18 protein-coding genes are annotated in these 21,020 nt (G+C 73.5%); 10 read left to right on the forward strand and 8 right to left on the reverse strand.

The window, feature by feature from the left end; genetic code table 11:
- The first annotated feature begins 59 nt into the window (after positions 1-59).
- A complete protein-coding gene (locus tag BLA60_RS36455; protein WP_075137636.1) occupies positions 60-2,828 on the forward strand; it encodes an FtsX-like permease family protein in 2,769 nt (922 codons plus the stop codon).
- Positions 2,829-2,836: 8 nt separating this feature from the next.
- Positions 2,837-3,574: an ABC transporter ATP-binding protein gene (locus tag BLA60_RS36460; RefSeq protein ID WP_075137637.1), complete on the forward strand. Its 738-nt coding sequence runs from the start codon at positions 2,837-2,839 to the stop codon at positions 3,572-3,574.
- Here the strand turns inward: BLA60_RS36460 and BLA60_RS36465 are convergent.
- Together BLA60_RS36465 and BLA60_RS36470 are read right to left on the reverse strand one after the other, a co-directional pair.
- A complete protein-coding gene (locus tag BLA60_RS36465) occupies positions 3,555-4,520 on the reverse strand; it encodes a helix-turn-helix domain-containing protein (protein WP_075137638.1) in 966 nt (321 codons plus the stop codon). The two genes, BLA60_RS36460 and BLA60_RS36465, sit on opposite strands and share 20 nt — an antisense overlap.
- Positions 4,510-5,490 carry a LuxR C-terminal-related transcriptional regulator gene (locus tag BLA60_RS36470; RefSeq protein ID WP_075137639.1) on the reverse strand — a complete coding sequence of 327 codons (981 nt, stop codon included), beginning with the start codon at positions 5,488-5,490 and terminating at the stop codon, positions 4,510-4,512. The genes BLA60_RS36465 and BLA60_RS36470 overlap by 11 nt, the downstream gene beginning before the upstream one ends.
- 202 nt (positions 5,491-5,692) lie before the next feature.
- Between BLA60_RS36470 and BLA60_RS36475 the strand changes: the two genes are divergently transcribed.
- From BLA60_RS36475 to BLA60_RS36490, 4 genes are all read left to right on the forward strand, one after another.
- Positions 5,693-9,454, forward strand: coding sequence for a S8 family peptidase (locus BLA60_RS36475; RefSeq protein WP_075137640.1), 3,762 nt, complete (start codon positions 5,693-5,695; stop codon positions 9,452-9,454).
- A 78-nt stretch (positions 9,455-9,532) separates the two neighbouring features.
- Positions 9,533-10,264 (forward strand): thioesterase II family protein, encoded by a 732-nt coding sequence (locus BLA60_RS36480; protein WP_075137641.1) that lies wholly within the window; start codon positions 9,533-9,535, stop codon positions 10,262-10,264.
- 47 nt (positions 10,265-10,311) lie between these two features.
- On the forward strand, positions 10,312-10,572 hold the full coding sequence (locus tag BLA60_RS44440; protein WP_075137642.1) for a hypothetical protein: 261 nt from the start codon (positions 10,312-10,314) through the stop codon (positions 10,570-10,572).
- Positions 10,569-10,964 carry a type II toxin-antitoxin system VapC family toxin gene (locus BLA60_RS36490; RefSeq protein ID WP_075137643.1) on the forward strand — a complete coding sequence of 132 codons (396 nt, stop codon included), beginning with the start codon at positions 10,569-10,571 and terminating at the stop codon, positions 10,962-10,964. The genes BLA60_RS44440 and BLA60_RS36490 overlap by 4 nt, the downstream gene beginning before the upstream one ends.
- A gap of 67 nt (positions 10,965-11,031) precedes the next feature.
- Here the strand turns inward: BLA60_RS36490 and BLA60_RS36495 are convergent, their stop codons facing one another.
- A complete protein-coding gene (locus tag BLA60_RS36495; protein WP_211288973.1) occupies positions 11,032-11,991 on the reverse strand; it encodes a methyltransferase domain-containing protein in 960 nt (319 codons plus the stop codon).
- 219 nt (positions 11,992-12,210) lie between these two features.
- Between BLA60_RS36495 and BLA60_RS36500 the strand changes: the two genes are divergently transcribed.
- From BLA60_RS36500 to BLA60_RS36510, 3 genes are read left to right on the forward strand one after another with little or no spacing between them, the layout of a single operon-like run.
- Entirely contained in the window at positions 12,211-12,924 is a 714-nt protein-coding gene (locus BLA60_RS36500; protein WP_211288974.1) for an SDR family NAD(P)-dependent oxidoreductase, read from the forward strand.
- Entirely contained in the window at positions 12,921-13,790 is an 870-nt protein-coding gene (locus BLA60_RS36505; protein ID WP_245812411.1) for an aminoglycoside phosphotransferase family protein, read from the forward strand. Before BLA60_RS36500 ends, BLA60_RS36505 begins: the two co-directional genes overlap by 4 nt.
- Complete coding sequence (locus BLA60_RS36510; protein ID WP_245812412.1) at positions 13,787-14,245, forward strand: DNA polymerase ligase N-terminal domain-containing protein; 459 nt, start codon at positions 13,787-13,789, stop codon at positions 14,243-14,245. Before BLA60_RS36505 ends, BLA60_RS36510 begins: the two co-directional genes overlap by 4 nt.
- On the opposite strand, the gene BLA60_RS36515 is transcribed toward BLA60_RS36510, so the two are convergent.
- Positions 14,242-14,739 (reverse strand): MarR family winged helix-turn-helix transcriptional regulator, encoded by a 498-nt coding sequence (locus BLA60_RS36515; protein WP_075137646.1) that lies wholly within the window; start codon positions 14,737-14,739, stop codon positions 14,242-14,244. The genes BLA60_RS36510 and BLA60_RS36515 overlap by 4 nt on opposite strands.
- A 76-nt stretch (positions 14,740-14,815) precedes the next feature.
- On the opposite strand from BLA60_RS36515, the gene BLA60_RS36520 reads away from it, so the two are divergent.
- A complete protein-coding gene (locus BLA60_RS36520; RefSeq protein WP_075137647.1) occupies positions 14,816-15,298 on the forward strand; it encodes a cupin domain-containing protein in 483 nt (160 codons plus the stop codon).
- Here BLA60_RS36520 and BLA60_RS36525 read toward each other — a convergent pair.
- From BLA60_RS36525 to BLA60_RS36540, 4 genes are all read right to left on the reverse strand, one after another.
- A complete protein-coding gene (locus BLA60_RS36525) occupies positions 15,285-16,247 on the reverse strand; it encodes a hypothetical protein (protein WP_075137648.1) in 963 nt (320 codons plus the stop codon). The genes BLA60_RS36520 and BLA60_RS36525 overlap by 14 nt on opposite strands.
- Positions 16,244-16,741 (reverse strand): SigE family RNA polymerase sigma factor, encoded by a 498-nt coding sequence (locus tag BLA60_RS36530; protein ID WP_154814847.1) that lies wholly within the window; start codon positions 16,739-16,741, stop codon positions 16,244-16,246. The genes BLA60_RS36525 and BLA60_RS36530 overlap by 4 nt, the downstream gene beginning before the upstream one ends.
- Before the next feature lie 66 nt (positions 16,742-16,807).
- A complete protein-coding gene (locus BLA60_RS36535; protein WP_245812414.1) occupies positions 16,808-19,441 on the reverse strand; it encodes a helix-turn-helix transcriptional regulator in 2,634 nt (877 codons plus the stop codon).
- A complete protein-coding gene (locus BLA60_RS36540; RefSeq protein WP_075137650.1) occupies positions 19,438-21,003 on the reverse strand; it encodes a class I adenylate-forming enzyme family protein in 1,566 nt (521 codons plus the stop codon). The genes BLA60_RS36535 and BLA60_RS36540 overlap by 4 nt, the downstream gene beginning before the upstream one ends.
- Positions 21,004-21,020: the final 17 nt, after the last annotated feature.

Below are 21,020 nucleotides of genomic sequence, written 5' to 3' on the forward strand. Positions count from 1 at the left end.
CCGTCTCGGCCGGCCACCACCCCTTGCATTGTCACAATGTATGACGGCAGGGTTGCCGGGTGCTGCGGTTCGTGCTGGCCCAAACCCGCGGTCGGCCACGGCGCACGCTCGCCCTGCTCGCCGGCGTGCTCGTCGCCACCACCGGGTTCACCGTGCTCAGCGCCGGTGCGGCGGTCCAACGCCTCCGGGTCGAGGGCACGGTCGCCGCGCACGCCCGCACCGCCTACGACATCCTCGTCCGCCCGGCCGGCAGCCGCACCGACCTGGAACGCGACCGCGGACTGATCGCCCCCAACCAGCTCTCCGCCCTGCACGACGGCATCACGCCCGCACAGCTGGACCGGATCCGCCAGATCGGCAACGTCGAGGTCGCCGCGCCGGTCGCCATGCTCGGCCACGTCAAGGTCGGGCTGCGGCAGACCTTCGACCTCACCGACCAGGTCGACCCCGACGCCGAACGCCAACTGTTCCGGCTCACCCCCACGATCGTCGCCGACCGGGGCCTGACCGTCCTGGACGACGCCCCGCACTACGTCTACCTCAGCCGTCACCGGCTGGTGTCCGAGGTCAACGGCCTCGGCCAGTGGCGCGACCGCACCCAGTGGATCGGCTCGCTGGCCGGCTGCGTGACGGTCAAGGAGATCGTCTCGGCGCAGAACCTGCGGCAGGTGTGCGTCGACCCCGACCCCGACTTCACCGCCGACGACGGCACCACCGCGCGGGAACGCACCACGATCAGCACCCACTGGATCGACGCGGACGGCCGCTACGTCACCAACACCGCCGGCCCCGACCAGGCCCCCACCGACCGGTTCACCGTGACCGTCGGCTGGGACGTGCTGGTGCTGGCCGCCGCCATCGACCCGGACGCCGAGGCCGCGCTGGTCGGGCTGGACGACGCGGTGGTCACCGGCCGCTACCTGACCGCCGCCGACCGGCCGGCGCTGACCGCCGACACCAGCGGCCTGGACCCGTCACGGCCCGACGTCACCGGCATCCCGGTGATCACGGCCAACGCCACCTACCTCGACCAGCGGGTGCGGATGTCGGTCGAGCGGCTCGACGACCGGCGCGCCGATTCGGTCGTGGATCGGCGGTGGAACGACTGGGTGGCCGAGTTGGCCGACGCGCCGGGAACGCCCGTGGGCACGCCGGTCCGCGCCGGCGGCACGCCCTGGCTCGACGGCGACGTGCGCTACGCCAAGGCCACCCCGCTGTTCCGGGTCGCCCCGCTGACCTACCGCGTCGGCGCCGACGGCACCCTGCACCCCCGCGTCGTCGAGCCGAACACCGCGCTGTGGGGCTACCGGGACGTCACCACCTGGTACGACCGGCCGCCGAGAACCGCGATGGAGCCCGGTTTCCGGCCGATGACCCGCCTGGGCGGCGGGGTGCTGCGCTGGCCGGCGCAGTGGAGCCCGGTCGGCGCGTTCGACCCCGGCCGGCTGGCCGACCACTCCCGGCTGACCCAGGTGCCGCTGGAGACCTACCAGGCCCCGCAGGTCACCGGCGCCGACGACCGCTCGCGCCGGCTGCTCGGCGGACAACCGTTGCGCCCCAACGGGAATCCCGCCGACTATCTGGCCACCCCGCCGCTGGTCCTGACCAACCTGGCCTCGTTGTCGGGGGTCTCGGTCCTCGAAGGCGTCGACGACCCGATCAGCGCCGTGCGGGTCCGGGTGGCCGGCGTGACCGGGGTCGACGACCGCTCCCAGGAACTGCTGCGCACCACCGCCGAACGGATCGCCACCGCCACCGGCCTGGACGTCGACGTCACCATCGGCTCCTCCCCCTCACCGCAGACCGTCGCCCTGCCGGCCGGTCCGGGCGGGCGGCCGGCGCTGACGGTCACCGAGCACTGGTCACGCAAGGGCGCCGCCGTGGAGATCGTCCAGGCCGCCGACCGCAAGAGCGTCGCCCTGTTCGGCCTGATCCTGGTGGTCTGCACGCTGTTCCTGGGCAACGCCGTGGCCGCCGCCGTGCGGGAGCGCCGCCGCGAACTCGCCCTGCTCAGCCATCTGGGCTGGCCGGCGTCGCGGATCGCCTCGGTCGTGTTCGCCGAGGTCCTCGGCGTCGGCCTGGTCGCCGGGATCCTGGCCGGCGCGCTCGCCCTCGGTCTGGCCGAGGGTGCCGGTGCCCCGATCACCGTCGGGCACGCGCTGCTGGCGTTGCCGGTCGCGCTCGGGGTGACCGCGCTGGCCGCCGCCGCCCCGGCGATCCTCGCCGCCCGCTCCCGGCCACCGGCCGCGCCGAGGTCGCCGGCCCGCGCCCGCCGCCGCACGACCGTGCTCGGGGTGGCGCTGGCCAACCTGTGGCGTTCGCGGGCGCGCACCGCGCTGGGTGTCACCGCGCTGGCCGTCGGCGTCGGCGCGCTGACCGTCCTGCTGGTCCTCGAACTCGCCTTCCGCGACGACGTCGTCGGCAGTCTGCTCGGCGACGCCGTCGCCCTGCGGGTGCGCACCGTCGACGTCGTCGCCGCCGGCACCACCGTGTGCCTGGGTGTGCTGATGGTCGCCGACGTGCTCCACCTCAACGTCCGCGAGCGCGCCGCCGAACTCGCCGTCCTGGTGGCCACCGGCTGGTCCGACCGCGCGCTGCTGCGCCTGGTCGGCTACGAGGGCCTGGCGATCGGGGTGCTCGGCGCCGGCCTGGGCTGCGGGCTCGGGCTGCTCGGCGTCGGCGTGTTCACCGGCGAACTGCGCGCCGGCATGGTCGCACTCACCGCCGCGGTCGCCGCCGCGGCGGTCGCCGTCGCCGGGCTCGCCGCGGTCGTGGCCGCGCTGGTGCCGCGGCGGCTCCCCCTGTCCACCGTGCTCGCCGAGGAATGAGGAACGCCATGTCTGGGGCCACCATCGAACTGCGCGGGGTCCGCAAGACCTTCCGCGCCGGTGACACCGAGATCACCGCCGTCGACGACGTGTCGCTGTCGATCCCCGCCGGGGCGGTCGTCGCGCTGACCGGGCCCAGCGGCTCGGGCAAGTCGACGCTGCTGCATCTCGTCGGCGCCATCGACACCCCCGACGCCGGTGAGGTCGAGGTCGACGGCCGGGCGGTGCACCAGTTGCGCCGCAAGGACCTGATCGCCTACCGGCGCACCGTCGGCTTCGTCTTCCAGCGCTACCACCTGCTGCCGGCACTGACCGCCGCCGACAACGTCGTCGCGCCGCTGCTGCCCTACCGGACCAGCTTCGACAAGACCGAGCGTGCGCGGGAACTGCTCGCCGCCGTCGGCCTGGAACACCGGGCCGACGCGCTGCCCGCGCGGATGTCGGGCGGCGAGCAGCAGCGGGTGGCGATCGCCCGCGCGCTGGTCGCCCGGCCGACGCTGCTGCTGGCCGACGAGCCGACCGGCAACCTCGACTCGCGCACCGGCGCGGACGTCCTGGACCTGTTGCTCGGCCTGCGCGACGAGCACGACATGACGATCGTCATCGCCACCCACGAACGGCAGGTCGCCGCCAGCTGCGACCGGATGCTGCGGCTGCGCGACGGCGGTGTCATCGACGACCTCGACCTCACCGCCGGGCACTCCCCGGAGTCCACGCTCGCGCGGATCAACTCCCTGGGCGCGTGATCAGCAGCGCCGCCCGCACCCCCGCCTGGAACCGGGTGTGCGCACCGAGTTCGGCCATCAGCGTCGCCACCCGCCGCTGCACGGTCCGGTGCGACAGGCCAAGCTGGTGGGCGATCGACTCGTCGGTCAACCCGGACAGCAGCAGCGTCACCAGCCGCGTCCGGTCGACCGCCGGGCGCACCCCCTCCGGCTCGGCGTGGGCCGACGGGTGCAGCGGCAGCGCCCGGCGCCACAGGCCCTCGAACAGCGTGCCCAACGCGTCGAGCAGCGCCGACGGGTGCACCACCATGATCGCGTCCGGGGCGCCCGGGTCGCGGCGCAGCGGCAGCACGGCCAGCCGGCCGTCGGCCACGACCAGGCTCACCGGCAGGTCCGGCAGGACCCTGGCCAGCTCGCCCTCCTCGATCCGGCGCGCCACCCCGGCCAGCGCGCCGGGGTGCTCGATGGCCGCCTGGTCGTAGACGGTGCGGCACACCAGCCCCGCGCGGGTCCCGGTGCCCTCGACCAGCGCCGGCGGTTTGGCCAGGCAGTCGACCCGTTCCCGCGCGCCGGCCAGGATCCGCGCCAGCCGCTGGCGGACCACCCGCTGCCCGGTCACGAGCTCAACGACACTGCTGTCCGGGGCGGCGGGACGCGCCTGGTAGGCGGTTTCCAGCACGGCGACGTGCCGGCGGGCGTGTTCGAGGGCCTCCTCGTACTCGGCCAGCACGCCGTCGAAGGCCACCCTCGGCGACTGCGCGCGCAACCTCGGCGGTGTCCCGGCGACCGTGCTGGCCAGCGACCGTTCCTCCAACCGGGCCAACACCTCCGTCAGCGACTCGGGCCTGGTCCAGCCCCGCTCCAGCTCCTCGACCGTGGCCGGGGACCGTTCGACCAGCAGCTCGTAGGCGACGCGTTCGGCCTCGGCCAGTCCGAGCACCGACGCGCCGGGGCGTTCAGCCGCCATCGGCCGGCCCCGCCGTGGTCAGCCAGCCGCGCAGCACCGCCTGGTAGCCCGCCTGGAAGCGGGTCGTCGCGTCCAACCGGTCCATCATGGCGCGCACCCGGCTGCGGACCGTCCGGTCGCTGATTCCCAGCTGTGCGGCGATGTCCTGGTCGGTCAGCCCGGCCACCAGCAGCAGCATCAGCTGCCGCTCACCCGGCGGCGGCTCGTCCCCGGCACCGGACAGCTCCGCGCGGCCCTGGTCGACGTGCAGCGGAAGCGCCTGGTCCCAGTACATCTCGAACAGCGCCGACAACGCGTCCAGCAGCACCGGGTTGTAGACCAGCAGGCGGGACTCGACGTCCGGCGGCTGGCGCAGCGGCAGGATCGCCGCGCTGTCGTCGAACAGGGTCATCTTCAGCGGGATGTCGGCCACCCGCGCCTGTTCCCCGGCGGCGATCCCGGCCTCCAGGTCGGCCAGGCGGCCGGGGATGTCCAGGGCGGTGCGGTCGTAGAGGATGCGGAACCGCAGGCCGGCGTGCAGCTGGTCGAACTCCAGGGTGTTGGGCTGGGCGGCGTCGTTGGCCGGGTAGGGCGGGGCGTCGCAGGCACGGAACTGGTGGCGCGCGGCGAGTTGCAACGCGAGGAAACGTCGGATGATCTCCTCGCGGCCGTAGATCACCTCCACCATCGCCGGCAGATCCCGGTCGGTGCCGGCGAGGCTGAACCGGCTCACCAACTCGGCGACGTAGCGCCGCGCCTCGGCCAGCTCGCGGCCCCGGTCGCTGACCAACAGTTGCAGCGCGGTGTTCGGCGAGATCGCCGCCCAGACAGGCGGATCGCCGTCGTCCCTGGTCACCAGGCCGAGTTCGTGCAACCGGGGTAACGCGGCGGCAGACCGACCGTCCAGTTCGTCCGCGGTCAACGGCCCGGAACCCACCAGTTGCTCGTAGAGCTCCTGTTCGGCCTGGGACAGCCCGAGTACGCCCAGCATGGCGTGATCGTCGCACGGCCGGAGCGCCGCTTCACGCCACTGTCGTGAACCGGAAGGCATGACGTCTTCCGGAATGCGCCGTGACCATGTCACTGTCGGATCGTCCCTTTTCCCTCACTTGACGCCGGTCACGGCGCGCACCGTCGCGCGACCGGCCGGGTTCGGCTCTGCCCAGTTCCCCGTCCTGCCAAGGAGGAGCACGATGACGAGACGGTCCAGAAGAACCGTCAGATCGTTAGGACTGACCCTGTCCGCGGCGATGGCCGCGACCCTCGCCGTCACCCCCAGCACCGCCGCCCAACCCACCGCGACCGCGCCGGACGGGCGCGCGCCGCAGGTCGTGTCCCAGCACGCCATCACCCTGATCACCAGCGACGTCGTCGACCTGCGGATCATGTCCAACGGCGACGCCACCGCCACCGTCCGCCCGGCGCAGGGCCGTGAGCACATCGGCTACGCCAACCGCCGCGCCGGCGAGGACCTCTACGTCGTCCCGACCGACGCCATGGCCATGATCTCCGCCGGCACCCTGGACGAGGAGCTGTTCAACGTCAGCGCCCTGGCCGACGCCGGCTACGACGACGCGCACAGCGACGCGATCCCGCTGATCGTCGAGTACGCGCCCAGCCGCGCCCGCGCGGCCACCGCCGCCGTTCCCCCCGGCGCCACCGCCGAACACACCCTGGAAAGCATCAACGCCCGGTCCCTGCGCGAGGCGAAGGACAGCGCCCGCGAGTTCTGGACCGCCGTCTCCGGCTCCGGTGCCGACAGAGATGCCGCCACCGGTATGGCGACCGCCGCCGCCGCGTCGGTCGAGAAGATCTGGCTCAACCGCAAGGCGCGGGTCAGCCTGACCGAGAGCGTGCCGCAGGTCGGCGCGCCGGACGCCTGGGCCGCCGGCTACGACGGCACCGGCACCACCGTCGCCGTGCTGGACACCGGCATCGACGACACCCACCCCGACCTGGACGGCGGCAAGGTCGTCGCCGCCCAGAACTTCACCGCCGACCCGGACGCCGTTGACCGACACGGCCACGGCACGCACGTCGCCTCGATCGTCGCCGGCTCCGGCGAGGGCAACCCCGCCAACCGCCGGGGTGTCGCGCCCGGCGCGAAACTCATCAGCGCCAAGGTCCTGGACGCCGGCGGTTCCGGTGACTTCGCCGGGATCATCGAGGGCCTGGAGTGGGCCGCCGCGCAGGGCGCCGACGTGGCCAACATGAGCCTGGGCACCAACGCGCCCTCGGACGGCAACGACCCGCTGGTGCAGGCGGTCGACGCGATCAGCGCGTCGAGCGACATGCTGGTGGTCGTCGCGGCCGGCAACCTGGGCAGCGGCGCGTCGACGATCGCCAGCCCCGGCTGGGCGGACTCGGCGCTGACCGTCGGCGCGGTCAGCAAGCAGGACGCGCTGGCCTCGTTCTCCAGCCGAGGCCCGCGCCTGGGTGACTACGCCATCAAGCCCGACATGACCGGTCCCGGCGTCGACATCGTCGCCGCCCGCGCCAACGGCAGCTCACTGGGCGAGATCGTGGACGGCAACTACCAGAAGCTGTCCGGCACCTCGATGGCCGCGCCGCACGTGGCCGGCGCGGCGGCGATCCTCGCCCAGCGTTTCCCCGGGCGCGGCAACGCCGAACTGAAGGACACCCTGGTCTCCTCGTCGACCGCCGTCGACGGCCAGACCGTCTACCAGCAGGGCTCCGGCCGGCTGGACGTCGCGCGGGCCAGCGAGCAGCAGGCCTACGCCAGCCCCGGCACCCTCAACCTCGGCTACTTCACCTACGACGGCGCCAAGGACCCGGTCACCGAAACCGTGACCTACCGCAACGAGGGCACCGCCGAGCTGACCCTCGACCTGTCGCTGTCGGTCACCGACGGCGAGGGCGCGCCGGCCCCGGCCGGCATGTTCGCGGTCAGCGCCTCGTCGGTGACCGTGCCGGCCGGCGGCACCGCCGACGTGACGGTCACCGTCGACCCTGGCACCGCGCCGATCGGCCTCTACGGCGGTCGCCTGAGCGCCACCGGCGGCGGCGTCGCCCTGCACACCTCCGTCGGCGCCTACCTCGAACCGCAGATGCACAACGTCACGGTCACCGGCATCGCCCGCGACGGCCGCCCGGCCGCGGTGGTCAGCTTCACCGAGCTGTGGAGCCTCGCCACCGGCCGCTTCGAGTCGAAGGGCTTCTCCAAGGACAGCAACGAGGTGACCTTCCGGGTGCCGCCGGGCACCTACAACCTCGCCGGCTACCTGGGCACCGCCGACGCCGCCAACACCTACGCGCTGGAGGTCACGGCGGTCACCCGACCGGAGCTGCAGGTCGACCGGGACATGTCGATCACCCTCGACGCCCGCTCGGCCAGCCCGATCACGCTCACCACGGACCGGCCGACCGCGCCGACCACGTTCACGCTGTCCTACCACCGCGACTTCGAGGACAAGAACTTCCACAGCTCGTTCACCCTCAGCCCGCCGATCAGCCGCGGCTACGCCACCGCCACGGACACGGTCACCCAGGGCAACTTCGAGTTCTACAGCCGCTGGGACCTGATCGCGCCGCCGCTGGAAGCCAGCGTGGTGGCACCCCAGCGGACGCCGCTCACGCCGTACCCGATGTCGGCGGCGGCGCCGGTCGACGGCTCGCACGACAAGCCGGTCACCTACGTCGGCCTCGGCAGGCCGCAGGACTACGCCGGCAAGGACGTGCGCGGCAGAATCGCGCTGATCTCCCGTGGGGAGACCACCTTCGCCGAGAAGGTGGCGGCCGCGAGCGCGGCCGGCGCGTGGGGCGCGGTGGTGTTCAACGACCGGCCGGGCCTGGTGATCACCGCCGGCGGCACCCCCGGCCAGGTGTCCATCCACGGCTTCACCCTCGAACAGGAACCGGGCCTGGCGCTGGTCGAGATGCTCAAGCAGGGTCCGCTGACCCTGCGGGTGTCCGGCACAGCGGTGTCGCCGTACTTCTACGACCTGCTCCTGCCGGAGAAGCAGCGGGTGCCCACGACGCTGAACTACGACATCAACCGGCGCACCACCGCCAGCATCGACACCACGTTCAGCGCCGACACCCCCACCACCGCCGGCGACGTGCGGCACATCTCCCGCCCGTGGCCGACGTTCTCGGTGGGTTTCCTGCGGGAGTTCCCGCGCCCGCTGGAACGCACCTACCTGGTGTCGGCCAACGACACCTACTGGCGCCAGTCGGTGTGGTCGAACGCGCCGTTCGACGGCGAGTTCGGCGACGAGTACGTCCAGTACCGGCCGGGCGCGCGGCTCAACGCCGACTGGCTGGGCCGGGTGTCGCGCCCGGGCGCGAGCGCCAAGCTCGACACCCAGGTGACCCGCACCGCCGACGGGTTCGAGATGGCGCTGCTGCCGTTCTCCGACTCCGGCGGCCACCACGGCTACGGCTGGTCGGGCGACGAGCTGACCACGAAGCTCTACGCCGGTGACACGCTGCTGGCCGAGCGGCCCGGCGCGCCGACCGGTGACTTCCCGGCGGTGGCCGACCCGGCCACCTACCGGCTGGAGTTCACCGGCAAGCGCGCCACGCCGTGGTCGCTGTACGGGACACAGACCGCCACGACCTGGCAGTTCGCGTCCCGGCCCGGCGAGGAACGACCGCTGGTGCCCCAGGTCGACTTCCGGCTCGACCTCGACCGCGACAACCAGGCGCGGTCCGGATCGGTCTACACCTTCCTGGTCAACGCCGGTCACGTGCCGGGCGTCGACGGCCCGTCGATGCGCCAGGTGCGGAGCTGGGCGTCGTTCGACGACGGCAAGACCTGGAAGGAGATCCCGTTGCTGCGCATGGGCAACGGATCGCACCTGGCGATCGTCGGCCACCCGAAGGTGAGCGGCGGCAACCCCGCCGTGTCGCTGCGGGTGCAGGCGACCGACGCCGCGGGCAACTCGGTCGACCAGACCCTCGTCCGCGCCTACGGGCTGCGGGCCGGTCGCTGAGTTCCCTCGGATGAGCTGTGGGGCGGGACGATGCAGGGCTCCCGCCCCACAGCCCCCTGTTCAGGGCATGATGGGCGAATGGATCTCTGGCTGCGCCGCTACCACGAGCGACCCGACGCCGACCACGTCGTGGTCTGCTTCCCCCACGCGGGCGGCTCGGCGAACCACTACCGGCCGATGTCGGAGACGTTGCCGACGTCGGTGGAGCTGATCGCCGTGCAGTACCCCGGCCGTCAGGACCGCTTACGGGAACCGGTGATCCCCGACGTCGTGGCCGTCGCCGACCTGGTCGCACCGCTGGTCGCGGCGCTGGCGGACCGTCCGCTGGCGCTGTTCGGCCACAGCATGGGCGCGAGCGTGGCGTTCGAGGTGGCCCGCCGCCTGGAACGCGACGGCCGCAGCCCCGCGACACTGTTCGTGTCCGCCCGCCGCCCGCCATCGCACACCACGACCCGCCGCAACCACCTGCTGTCGGAGGCGGAGCTGATCACCGCCGTCAAGGCCCTCGGCGGCCCCGGCTCGGCCCTGCTCGACGACCCCGAACTCGCCGGCCTCGCGCTCCCCGCCATCCGAGGCGACTTCCGCGCCGCCGAAACCTACCTGGCGTCCCCGGACGCCGTCCTCACCTGCCCGATCCACGCCCTGACCGGCGACACCGACACCGAGGCCGACCTCGACGAGGCCCGGGGCTGGGCCGTGCACACGACCGGCGAGTTCACCGCCCAGGAGTTCACCGGCGGCCACTTCTACCTGGACCAGCACATCCCGGCGATCGCCGAACTGATCACCGGCCGTCTGGTCACGGCCTGATGTTCGGGACCGTGACACCAGACCACGAACGCATGTAAAATGCATGCATGGTTGCTCTGCAGATCCGCGACGTTCCGGAGGCGGTACGTGACGTGCTCGCCGCGAAGGCCAGTGAGCGCGGGCAGTCCCTGACCGCGTTCCTGCGCGATCTCGTACTGCGCGAAGCCTCATTCGAGAACAACCGCGTGTTGCTCGACGAGATCCGCGAGTGGCGACGGAGCGCGACGTCGACCGCCGCCGGCGACGATCCCCTGGATGCACTGTCGGCCGCCCGAGCCGCCCAGGATGCGAAGAACATCGGCTCGTGATCGTCCCTGACGCGTCTGCGGCACTACTGCTGTTCATCCCCAGCGATCCTCGCGCCGAGCGTGCCGACGCGGAGCTTTCGGCCGACCCCAAGTGGGTGGTGCCCGAACACTGGCGCACAGAGGTTCTGTCAGGTCTCCGCGGACTGGTCCTCGGGGGCAAACTCGCTGCCACCGATGCCGAACTGGCCGTGGGCTGGCTCAGCCGGGCCACGGTCGCGGTGGCTTCGACCGGACCACACCTTGAACGCATGTGGCAGCTGCGGTCCAATCTCAGCATGTACGACGCCGGTTACGTGGCCGTGGCCGAGCAGCACGACGCCACCCTGGTGACCGCTGACGCCCGAATCGAGAAGGCGGGTGTCGCGCACTGTCCGGTCCGCGTCATCACCTGACCGTCGCCTGATGGGAACAGGTGTTCGAATTGTCCACAGGTGTGGACGCACCTGTGGACAACTTCCCTCACGGCGTCATGACCAGCACCTCCGCGTGCCGGCCGGACAGGCTCACCGGGTGGCGGGACAGCACGGTGAGGCCCGGTTTCGTCCCCGCCGGCAGGAGCAGGACCGCCCGGCCGTGGGGGTCCAGCACCCGGCGTAGTTCCGACCAGAACCTGTCGGGGCTGTGGCCGAGGACGCCGGTGGCGCGGACCTGACGGTCCCACGGCGGGTTGCTCACCACGACGTCCACCGCCCCCCTGCCCAGCGGTAGGCGACCGGCGTCGGCGACGGCGACCGGGGTGAGGCCGTTGGCGCGGGCGGCCGCCACCGCGGCCGGGGCGTGGTCGGTGGCCACAATGGACACGTTGCCGGCCTCCAGGGGGATGGTGCCCACGCCACAGCACGGGTCCAGCAGGCGACGGCCGGCCAACGGGCCGGCCAGCCGGAGCATCGCGGCGGCCAGCGGCGGGTGCAGGCTCCCCGGCCGGGTCACCCGCCGCCACGGTCGCCGGTGCAGGGGCCGGGACGCCAGCCGCAGCGCGAGCAGGGCCCGGTCGTCGGTCACCGTGAGGCGCCAGGACAGGCCCGGGGGCGGCACGGCGCCACCCCGGCGGGAGACGTAGCGCAGGCCGGTCCGCGCGGCCAGGGGTTGGCCGACGGCGTCCTCCAGGTCGTAGCGGTTGTAGGTCCGCCGGCCGAGGAACGACGCCGACACGTCCATTGTGGACACGTCACGGCCGGCCAGGAGCGGCGCGAGGTCGACCGATCTGACCGCTCGGGTCAGGACGTCGAGGGCGGCCCTGGTGTGGCCGACGCCCTCGATCTCGGCGGCCACGGCGAAGACGTCGTCGGCGCAGCGCAGATCCAGACCGGAAACATCGGCGTGGAACAGGACTTCGCGGTGGCCGATGCGTTCGACCCGCCCCAGCGCGCGGATCTCCGCCGCCGCCACTTCTTCGATCCCCCGTACGGTCCGCGCCACCAGGCGCGCGGTCCTCACGGTGCGCCGGCGGCGCCAGGACGTACCACGGCGCGCGCACGCGCCGGAATGGATGAGATCACGTGATCTTCTCCCACGTCGCGACCGGGGCGGTGTCGTGTACCCGCCCCGCATCACCGGCGAGGGGATACCGCACCCGCCAGCGGTCGCGTCAGCGTCGGAAGAAGAAACTCATGGCGGCGATCTTACATAATGGCTGACATGAACGGGCTCGCACTCGTCACCGGCGCCGGCCGGGGTCTCGGCGCCGGTATCGCCCGCCACCTGGCCGCGACCGGGTGGGCGGTGGCCGTCAACGACCTCGCCGGCACCCACACGGTGGTCGGCGAGATCCTGCGCGCCGGCGGGCGGGCCATCACCGTCGAGGGGGACGTGACCGACGAGGACCAGGTGCGTGCGATGGTCGCCCAGATCGGCCCGGTCGACCTGCTGGTGGTCAACGCCACCGGCCCCCAGCCGGTCATCGGCGTCGAGGACCTGACCTGGCGCCACCACCTCGACCAGTTGGAGTTCTTCGTCAAGAGCCCGACCCTGCTGGTGAACGCCGTGCTGCCCGGGATGCGCGCCGCCGGACGCGGCCGGATCGTCCACATAGGATCGGACATGGTGGACCGGGCACTGCCCGGCTGGTCGGCCTACGCCGCCGCCAAGTCCGCCCTGCACACGCTGACCCGCTGCTGGGCACGCGAGCTCGGCCCGCACGGCATCACCGTCAACACCGTCGCCCCCGGCTGGATCCCGGTCGAACGCCACGACGGCGAGCCGACCGACGACTACCTGGCCGACGTGCCGCTGGGCCGCCTCGGCACCCCGCACGACGTCGCCGCCACGGTCGCCTACCTGGCCTCCGACGCGGCGGCGTTCGTCACCGGCCAGTGCCTGCGGGTCAACGGCGGCCACAGCGAGGCGCTGTGAAGGTCGCGCCCGACCTGGACCCCCGGCCCGCGCTGCGCGCCTGGGGCCTGACGCCGGCCGACGTCGAGTACCTGCCGGTGGGCTTCGGCGACCACCACTGGCGGGTCACCGACGAGACCGGCCGCCGCTGGTTCGCCACCGTCGCCGACCTGGCGGCCAAGCCCCACAACGGCATCGGGGTCGCCGCCGCCCGCGACGGTCTGCGCCGCGCGATGGACACCGCCGCCGCCCTGGCCCACCTGGACTTCGTCCTCGCACCGGCCGGTGACCCGCTGGTACCGCTGGGAGATCGCCACGCCCTGTCCGTGTTCCCCTACGTGGACGGCGTTTCCGGCGATTTCGGCGACCCGCCCGGCGACGTCGGCGACCTGCTGGCGACCCTGCACCGCCAGCCCCCGCCGCCCTCGACCCCCCTGGCCGGCCCCGCACTCCCCGGCCGCGCCACCCTCGACCGCGCTCTCGTCGAGACGGACCGCCCGTGGACCGGCGGCCCGTTCGCCGAGCCGGCCCGCGACCTGCTGGCCCGCCACCGCCCCGGCCTGCGCCGCCGCCTCGACGAGTTCGACCGCCTGCTCGCCGCCCTGCCCGCCGACCTGGTCGTCACCCACGGCGAACCGCACCCCGGCAACGTCCTGCGCACCGGACACGGTCGCCTGCTGGTCGACTGGGACACCGTCGGCCTGGCCGTGCCGGAACGTGACCTGTGGTGGCTGGGCGAGGGCCGCCCGCCCGCCGTCGAGTTCTACCGGCTGCGCTGGGACCTCGACGACCTGTCGGTGTTCGTCGAGCAGTTCCGCGCCCCGCACACCCGCACCGCCGACACCGAGCAGGCGTGGGACGGCTACGCGGACCTGGTGGCGCGGTGACCGGCCGGTTCGTCGTGCAGCGCCACCGGGCCCGGCGCCTGCACTACGACCTGCGCCTGGAGTTGGGTGGTGTGCTGGTGAGCTGGGCGGTGCCCAAGGGTCCGACGCTGGACCCGAAGGTTCGCTGCCTGGCCGTGCACGTCGATGACCACTCCCTGGACCACGTCGACTTCGAGGGCCGCATCGCGAAGGGCCGGCCGGGCGGCGGCGACGTGATCGTCTGGGACTGGGGCACCTGGACCCACGCCCGCGACACCGACCCGGCCGACGCCCTGGCCGCCGGTGAACTCCACTTCGACCTCGACGGCGAGAAGCTCGCCGGCCGGTTCGCCCTGATCAGGACGAAACTCGACTGGCTGCTGGTCCACAAGAACGACGAGTTCGCCCGGCCCGGCTGGAATCCCGAGGACCACCCGCGCTCGGTGAAGTCGGGTCTGACCAACGACGAGGTCTAGCCTTCGCCCAGGTGCGCGATGAGTTTGCGGGTCACCCGCTCCAGGTCGGCGCGGTCCCGGCGGCTCAGCGGCGCGACCATCTCCCGCTGGCCGGCGCCGTGCCTGGTCACCGCCTCGTCGACCTGCCCTCGTCCGTCCTCGGTCAGTTCGATGTCCAGACTCCGCCGGTCGTCCGGATTGGGCACCCGCACGATGAACCCGCGCTTCTCCAACCGGTCGAGCCGGTTGGTCATCGTGCCGGTGGTCACCAGCAGGGCCTTGGCCAGCCGCGTCGGCGACAGCCGGTAGGGCGCGCCGGCGCGGCGCAGCGCGAACAGCACGTCCCCCTCGCCGCGGTGTAGTCCGTAGGCCCCGGCCAGCGCGCTCACCCGGCCGTCCACCAGCTGGGCGGCCCTGGTCAGCCGGGCAAGCAGGGCCATGGTGTCCAGGTCCAGGTCGGGCCGCTGCGACGCCCACTGGCCGACCAGCGCGTCGATCCGCTCGTTCTCGTCCACGTCCGCAGTTTAGCTTGACATCGAACTACCCCCTTGAGTACAACTTACTCGACATCAAACTACTTGAGGACGAGCAATGACTGACACCATCCAGCTGACCGACGCCGTCACCCTCCGCGTCCGCGACACCACCCCCGACCGCGTCGACGTCGACGCCACCTACGCCCCCCACGGCTCCCGCCCACCCCGCCACAGCCACCCCCACCACGACGAACACTTCGAGGTCCTCGAAGGAACCCTCCGCGTGGTGGTCGACGGCCGGCAACAGGACCTCACCCCCGGCGACACCCTCGACATCCCCCGCGGCGCCGTCCACCACATGTGGAACCCCACCGCCGCCCCGACCAGGGTCCGCTGGCTCAGCACCCCCGCCGGGCGCGTCGAGGCCTACTTCCGCGCCATGGACGCCCGCCCCGGGCCCCTGGCCCTCGCCGGCCTCCTCCACGAGTACCGCGACGTCATGACCCCCGCCGGCCCACTCGCCCGCGCGTTCGTCACCCTCGTCGGCCCGCTGACCCGCCGGTCCACCCGGTCCGGCCGGGCGTTCACAGCCAGGTGAACTGGACGGCCCAGTCGCCGGTGGTGCGTTCCGGAACCACCGTGATCGTGGCGGTTTCCCCGACGGCGAGGTCGGGACCGTCGGGACCGCCGACCGTCGTCACGCCGATCGTTCCGAGGTAGGTCCAGGAGTCGCCGACGTAGACGGATTCGCCGTCGATCAGCACTTCGAGCCGCCCCGGGGTGTTGAGGGAGGCAGTCAGTTCGACCTGCCCACGCCAGGTCACGTCCAGCTCCTGGGGGGCGTCGGGGTCATCGGGGTCGGATCGCAGGTCGAAGTCCGCCGGGGCGAGGAGTGAGTCCAGCGGCTCCAGCGTTTCCGGGCGCGGCGGGAACGAGTACTCCGTGAGCGGCACCCGTTCCCCGAGTCCGACGGCGTACTCGGCGCTCGTCGCACTCTCCGGCGGCCGAACGTCGGCGACCGTCTCCGGGAACTCGCCCGCGACGCGGTTGACGCCGACGACCATCCTGACGACGAGCGGTTCACCGACCGAGCCGCCGTAGGCGGACAGGTCGATGCGCACGGTCGTCTGACCGGTGCACCCACCCGCCGGGCCGTCCCGCCCGTTGATCGAGACCATCGTGACCAGGTTCTGCCCGGAGTCCTCGTCGACGCAGTGGGCGATGAGCACCAGGTCGTCGGCGCTCGGTGTGTGGGTGAGGGTGATCGAGGTGGCCGGCAGGTCTCCCCAGGCCTGCGCGACCAGCCGGGCACCGGACTGGTACTCCGCGAGGCTTCTGGTCGGCTCCGCCGGGTCGACCCGCTGGCCGGGCAGGGCCACGTACACGACGCCGACCAGCGCGAGCACCACACCGACGACACCGGTGAGCGCGAGCCGGCGGCGCCGGGCGAGCACCCGGCCACGGATACCGGCCATCCGGGCGTCGTGGGTGGTGGCGTCGAGGTCGGCGCGGTCGCGGAGCACCTCGGTGAGGTCGGTCAGGTTCATCGCCGGGTTCCTTCCTCGGTGCGGATCGTCTCGTCCACCCGGAGTTTGGCCAGCGCCTTGCTCGACTGGCTCTTGACGGTGCCCACCGAGCACCCGAGCAGGTCGGCGACCTGCGCCTCGGCCAGGTCGTCGAAGAACCGCAGGACCAGCACGGCACGCTGCCGGGGCGGCAGCCGGCCCAGCGCCTGCCACAGCCATTCCCGCTCGTCCACCGCCAGCTGCTCCGGCTCGCCGGACAGTTCGGGTAGCTCACCAGTGGGCGCCTCGCCTCGCCACCGGCGCCGCCACCAGGTCGCGTGGGTGTTGACCAGGATCCGCCGCACGTACGGCTCGGGGTCGCCGGTGATCCGGCGCCACGACCGCCACGCCCTGGCCAACGCGGTCTGCACCAGGTCCTCCGCGTGCCCGGGGTCGCGGGTCAGCAGGTAGGCCGTGCGCAGCAGCCTGGGCGACGCCCGCGCCACGAACTCCTCGAACCCCTCAGGTGCTCTCACCACGCCCAGCCCTCCGCCTCGCCCGGTCTACGGTGGAATACCACCCGGGAGCCGGCGAAGGTTGCCTCACCGTTGGGTCGTGGCCGAGGTCACCCGGTGGGCCAGCTCCACCCGCGAACGGACCCCCAGTGTGGTGAAGATGTTGCGCAGGTGGTGGTCGACGGTCCTCGGGCTGATCACCAACCGGCGGGCGATCTCCTTGTTGGTCTCCCCGACGGCCACCAGCCGGGAGATCGCGGCCTGCTGCGGGGTCAGCCCGGCCAGCGTGACCCCGCCCGTGCCGACGGTCTCGCCGCACGCCCGCAGCCCGGCCTTCGCCCGCGTCGCCCAGTGGTCGGCGCCGGCGGCCCGGAACCCGCGCAGCGCGTCCCGGAACAGCACCCGCGCGTCACGGGTGCGCCGGTGGCGGCGCAACCGGTTGCCGTAGAACAACTGCGTCCGCGCCAGCTCCATCGCCGCCCCCGCCCGGTGGTGCAGCGCGATCGCCGTCCGGTAGTGCTCCTCGGCCTCCCCGAGATCGTCGGCCAGCAGCGCGTGGCAGCGGCTGGACATCGCCAGCCACGCCGCGCTGCCGCCCGAGCGCACCCACTCGTCGAACCGCCCCAGCAGCTCCCCCGCCCGCTCCGGCTGCTCGGCCAGCACCGCCGCCTCCACCCACTGCGGGGTGGCCAGTACCTGGATCGCCCGCTGCGCCCCGCTGACCCCGGCGCCCAGGGTCGCCAGCCGGCCCAGCGCGTCCGCCGGTCGGTCCTCGGCCAGGTCCAGGCACGCGCCCGCCCACGACGAGATGGCGCACGGCCGGCCGAGCGAGCGCTCCGCGATCCCCGGCGCCGCCAGGTCCAATGTGGACCTCGCGGTGGCCAGGTCACCCAGCAGCGCCGCCGACAACCCCTGCAACGACAGGTGTTCGGCCCACGTGTTGCGCTGGGCCACCGACGCCGCCAGGCCTTCCTCGGTCGCGGCGCGGGCGGCGCGGTGGCGATCAAGGCCGATGGCGGTGAGCGCCAGGTGCACCAGCGCCCACGGCAGCGCCGCGCCCCGCGTGCCCAACCGCGCCCGGGACACCGCGGCCGACGCGCACTCGTAGGCGCCTTCGACGTCCCCGAGGGCGAACGCCGCCTCGGCCGCCCACACCGCGGACGCCACGTCGCCGGCCGCCAGACCCAGGTCGACGGCACGGCGCAGCGGTTCGGCGGCCTCGCCGTGACGGCCGGCGTAGGTCGCGGCGCCGCCGGCGAACAGGGCGCCCACCCCGCTGCCCGACGGTACCGACGCGGTGACCCGGTGGGCGAGGGTGCGGTAGCCGGACAGGTCGCCGCCGATGCGCCGAGCCTCGCCGGCGAGCATCAGGGCCAGCGACGCCTCGTCGGGGTCGGTGAGGTGTTCGGCGGCGAAGGCCAGCTCGTGGGTGGCGACGGCGGGTTCGCCGTCGCGCAGTTCGATCTCGCCGAGCAGCAGCGCGCACCGGGCACGATCGGCGCCGGCGGCCCTGGCGCGGGCCAGCAGGGTCCGCGCCCAGCCGGGCCGGCCGGACTGCCAGGCGTGCCCGGCGGCGGCCAGCAGCCGCTCACCGCGCAGTCCTGTGTGGACTGTCAGGGTGGCGGCCCGGTCCAGCAGGCTCGCGGCGCTCGGGTGGTCGGCGTGGTCGGCGGCGCGGGCCAGCTCGTCGCCGAGTTCGGGGCTGGGCCGCGACGTCGTCAGGGCACTGTGCCAGGTCGCGCGGGGGCCGGTGAGCGCGGCGGCGAGCCGGGCGTGTGCCTGCTGGCGCCACGCCGGGCTCGCCAACCGGTACAGGGTGTCGCGCACCAGGGTGCTGGGCAGCCGCAGCGACGTGCCGGCGATCCGCAGCAGGCCGGCGGCCAGCAGCTCGTCGAGCTCCTCGGGGCCCCCGCACCGCGACAGCGTGTCCAGCTCCACGGTGGACTCGGCGGCCACGCAGGTCAGCAGGACCCGCGCCGCCGGGGACAGCGCGGCCAGCCGGGTCCGGTAGTCGGCGCACCGGCCGCCGCCGAGGACCTCGGGCAGCGGCGCGCGACCGGCCAGCTGGTCGGGGGTCAGCTCGGCCGCCAGCGACACCAGGTCGGCCGGGTTGCCGCCGGCGATCTCGGTCAGGACGGCCCTTGGCCCGGCCGGCACCCGCCACCGGCGCAGCAGCCGCTCGCACGCCTCGTCGGGCAGCGCCGAGAGCCACAGCCGCGGGATCTCGGCCAGTGGGTCGTGGCCGGGCCGCGCCAGTTCGGGGCGCGCGGCGAACACCATCGCCACCCGGTGCCCGGCCAGCCGGCGCGCCGCGAAGGCCAGCACCTCCAGCGACTCGACGTCCAGCCACTGCGCGTCGTCCACCACACAGCTGACCGGGCCGTCGGCGGCCAGGCCGACCAGCAGCCGGTGCACCGCGCAGCGCAGCCCGAACGCGTCGGGCCGGCCACCGAGTCCGGCGACCCCGCGCAGCTCGCCGGCCTGGTCGGCCGGCAGGCTGTCGAACCGGTCGGCCAGCGGCGCCAGCAGCCGGTTCAGCGCGCCGAACGCCAGCCCGCGTTCGGCGTCGATGCCCCGCACCGACACCGTGGCGTCCACAGTGGACAGAACGGCGGTCTTGCCCATGCCGGCCTCACCGAGCAGCAGCAGCGCGCCGCCGGTGCCGCTCAGCGCGGCCAGCCGGCGCAGCTCCGCCGCCCGGCCGTACAGCCCGGTACTCACGACGTGCTGGCGAGCCGGTCACGCAGTTCGCGCTTGAGCACCTTTCCGGCCGCGGAGATCGGGATCTGGTCGGTGAGGTACACCGCGCGCAGCCGCTTGTAGGCCACGACGCGTTCGTTGACCGCCGCCATCAGGTCCTCGCCGGTGACCGACGGGTCGGCCGGCACCACGAACGCCACCGGCAGTTCGCCGACCGCGTCGTCCGGCTTGCCGACCACGGCCGCCGCGAGCACCGCCGGGTGCTCGGCGAGGATCTCCTCCAGCTCCCTCGGGTACACGTTGTACCCCTTGTACAGCAACATGTCCTTCATCCGGTCCACGATGGACAGATAGCCGTCCTCGTCCAGGATGCCGACGTCGCCGGTGTGCAGCCAGCCCTCGCGCAGCACCTCGTCGGTCGCGTCCTGGCGGTGGTGGTAGCCGGTCATCACCTGCGGGCCCCGGATGCACACCTCGCCGCGTTCGCCGGTCGGCACCGCCGCCCCGTCGGGGTCGAGGATCGCCACCTCGGTGTCGAAGACCGGCACGCCGACCGTGCCCGCCTTGCGGGTGCCCGACCGGTGCACCGGGCCCAGCGTGGCGGCCATGGTGACCTCGGTCAGCCCGTAGCCCTCACTGACCACGGCCTCGGGCGCCAGCTCACGCAGCCGCCGGATCATCTCCACCGGCATCGGCGCCGCGCCCGAGGAGATCGCCCGGACCGAGGACAGGTCGGTGGTGGCGATGTCCGGGCAGGCCAGCAGCGCGGCGAACAGCGCGGGCGCGCCGCCGATCGCGGTGATCCGCAGCCGTTGCGCGTCGGCCAGGTAGGCGGCCGGGTCGAGGCGGTCGTGCAGCACGGTCGTGTAGCCCATGAGCACCAACGCGTTCAGTCCGGCGATGGTGCCCATGGCGTGGAACCACGGGGTCAGGTTGATCGCCACCGCCGTGCCGAGCCGGGTCGGCCACTCGGCTTCGTCGCCGACCTGGTCGAGCACCAGCCCGCCGTGCTCGTCGAGCGCGGGCAGCGAGCCCGACCCCCAGCACGCGTACTGCAGGGTGTTCACCACGACGTTGCGGTGCGGGATCCGCACGCCCTTGGACTCCCCGGTGGTGCCGCCGGTGTACGCGAGGTGCGCGAGTTCGCCGACCTCGACGTCGGGTGCCTCGGTCGGCTGGCCGTCGGCGATGCCGGCCACGTCCGGTGCGGTGACCGTGAGCACCGCGCCGGCGTCGGCGATCTGGCGGGCCGCGACGGGTGGCGGCAACAGCGGGTTGACCGGGACGAACGTCGCCCCGGCGAGCATGGTGCCGTAGTAGGCGACCGGGTACTCCAGGCAGTTGGGCATCCGCAGCGCCACCCGGTCACCGGGCGCGACGCCCCGGGCGATCAGCCCGCCCGCGAAGGCGGCGGCGCGCTCGCCGAGCGCGGTGTAGGTCAGTTCCTCGTCGCCCCGGGCGAAGGCGACCCGGTCGCCGTAGCGGCGTACCGAGCCGGCGAGGATCGCGCCGACGGGGACGTCCGGATACGCCAGCGATCCGGGCAGTCCAGGTGGCCAGCTCTCGTGGGTCCGGACGGGCATCGGATCTCCCTGTTGTT

The organism is Actinophytocola xinjiangensis (assembly GCF_001921215.1).
In the GTDB taxonomy this organism is placed as follows: Bacteria; Actinomycetota; Actinomycetes; order Mycobacteriales; family Pseudonocardiaceae; genus Actinophytocola; species Actinophytocola xinjiangensis.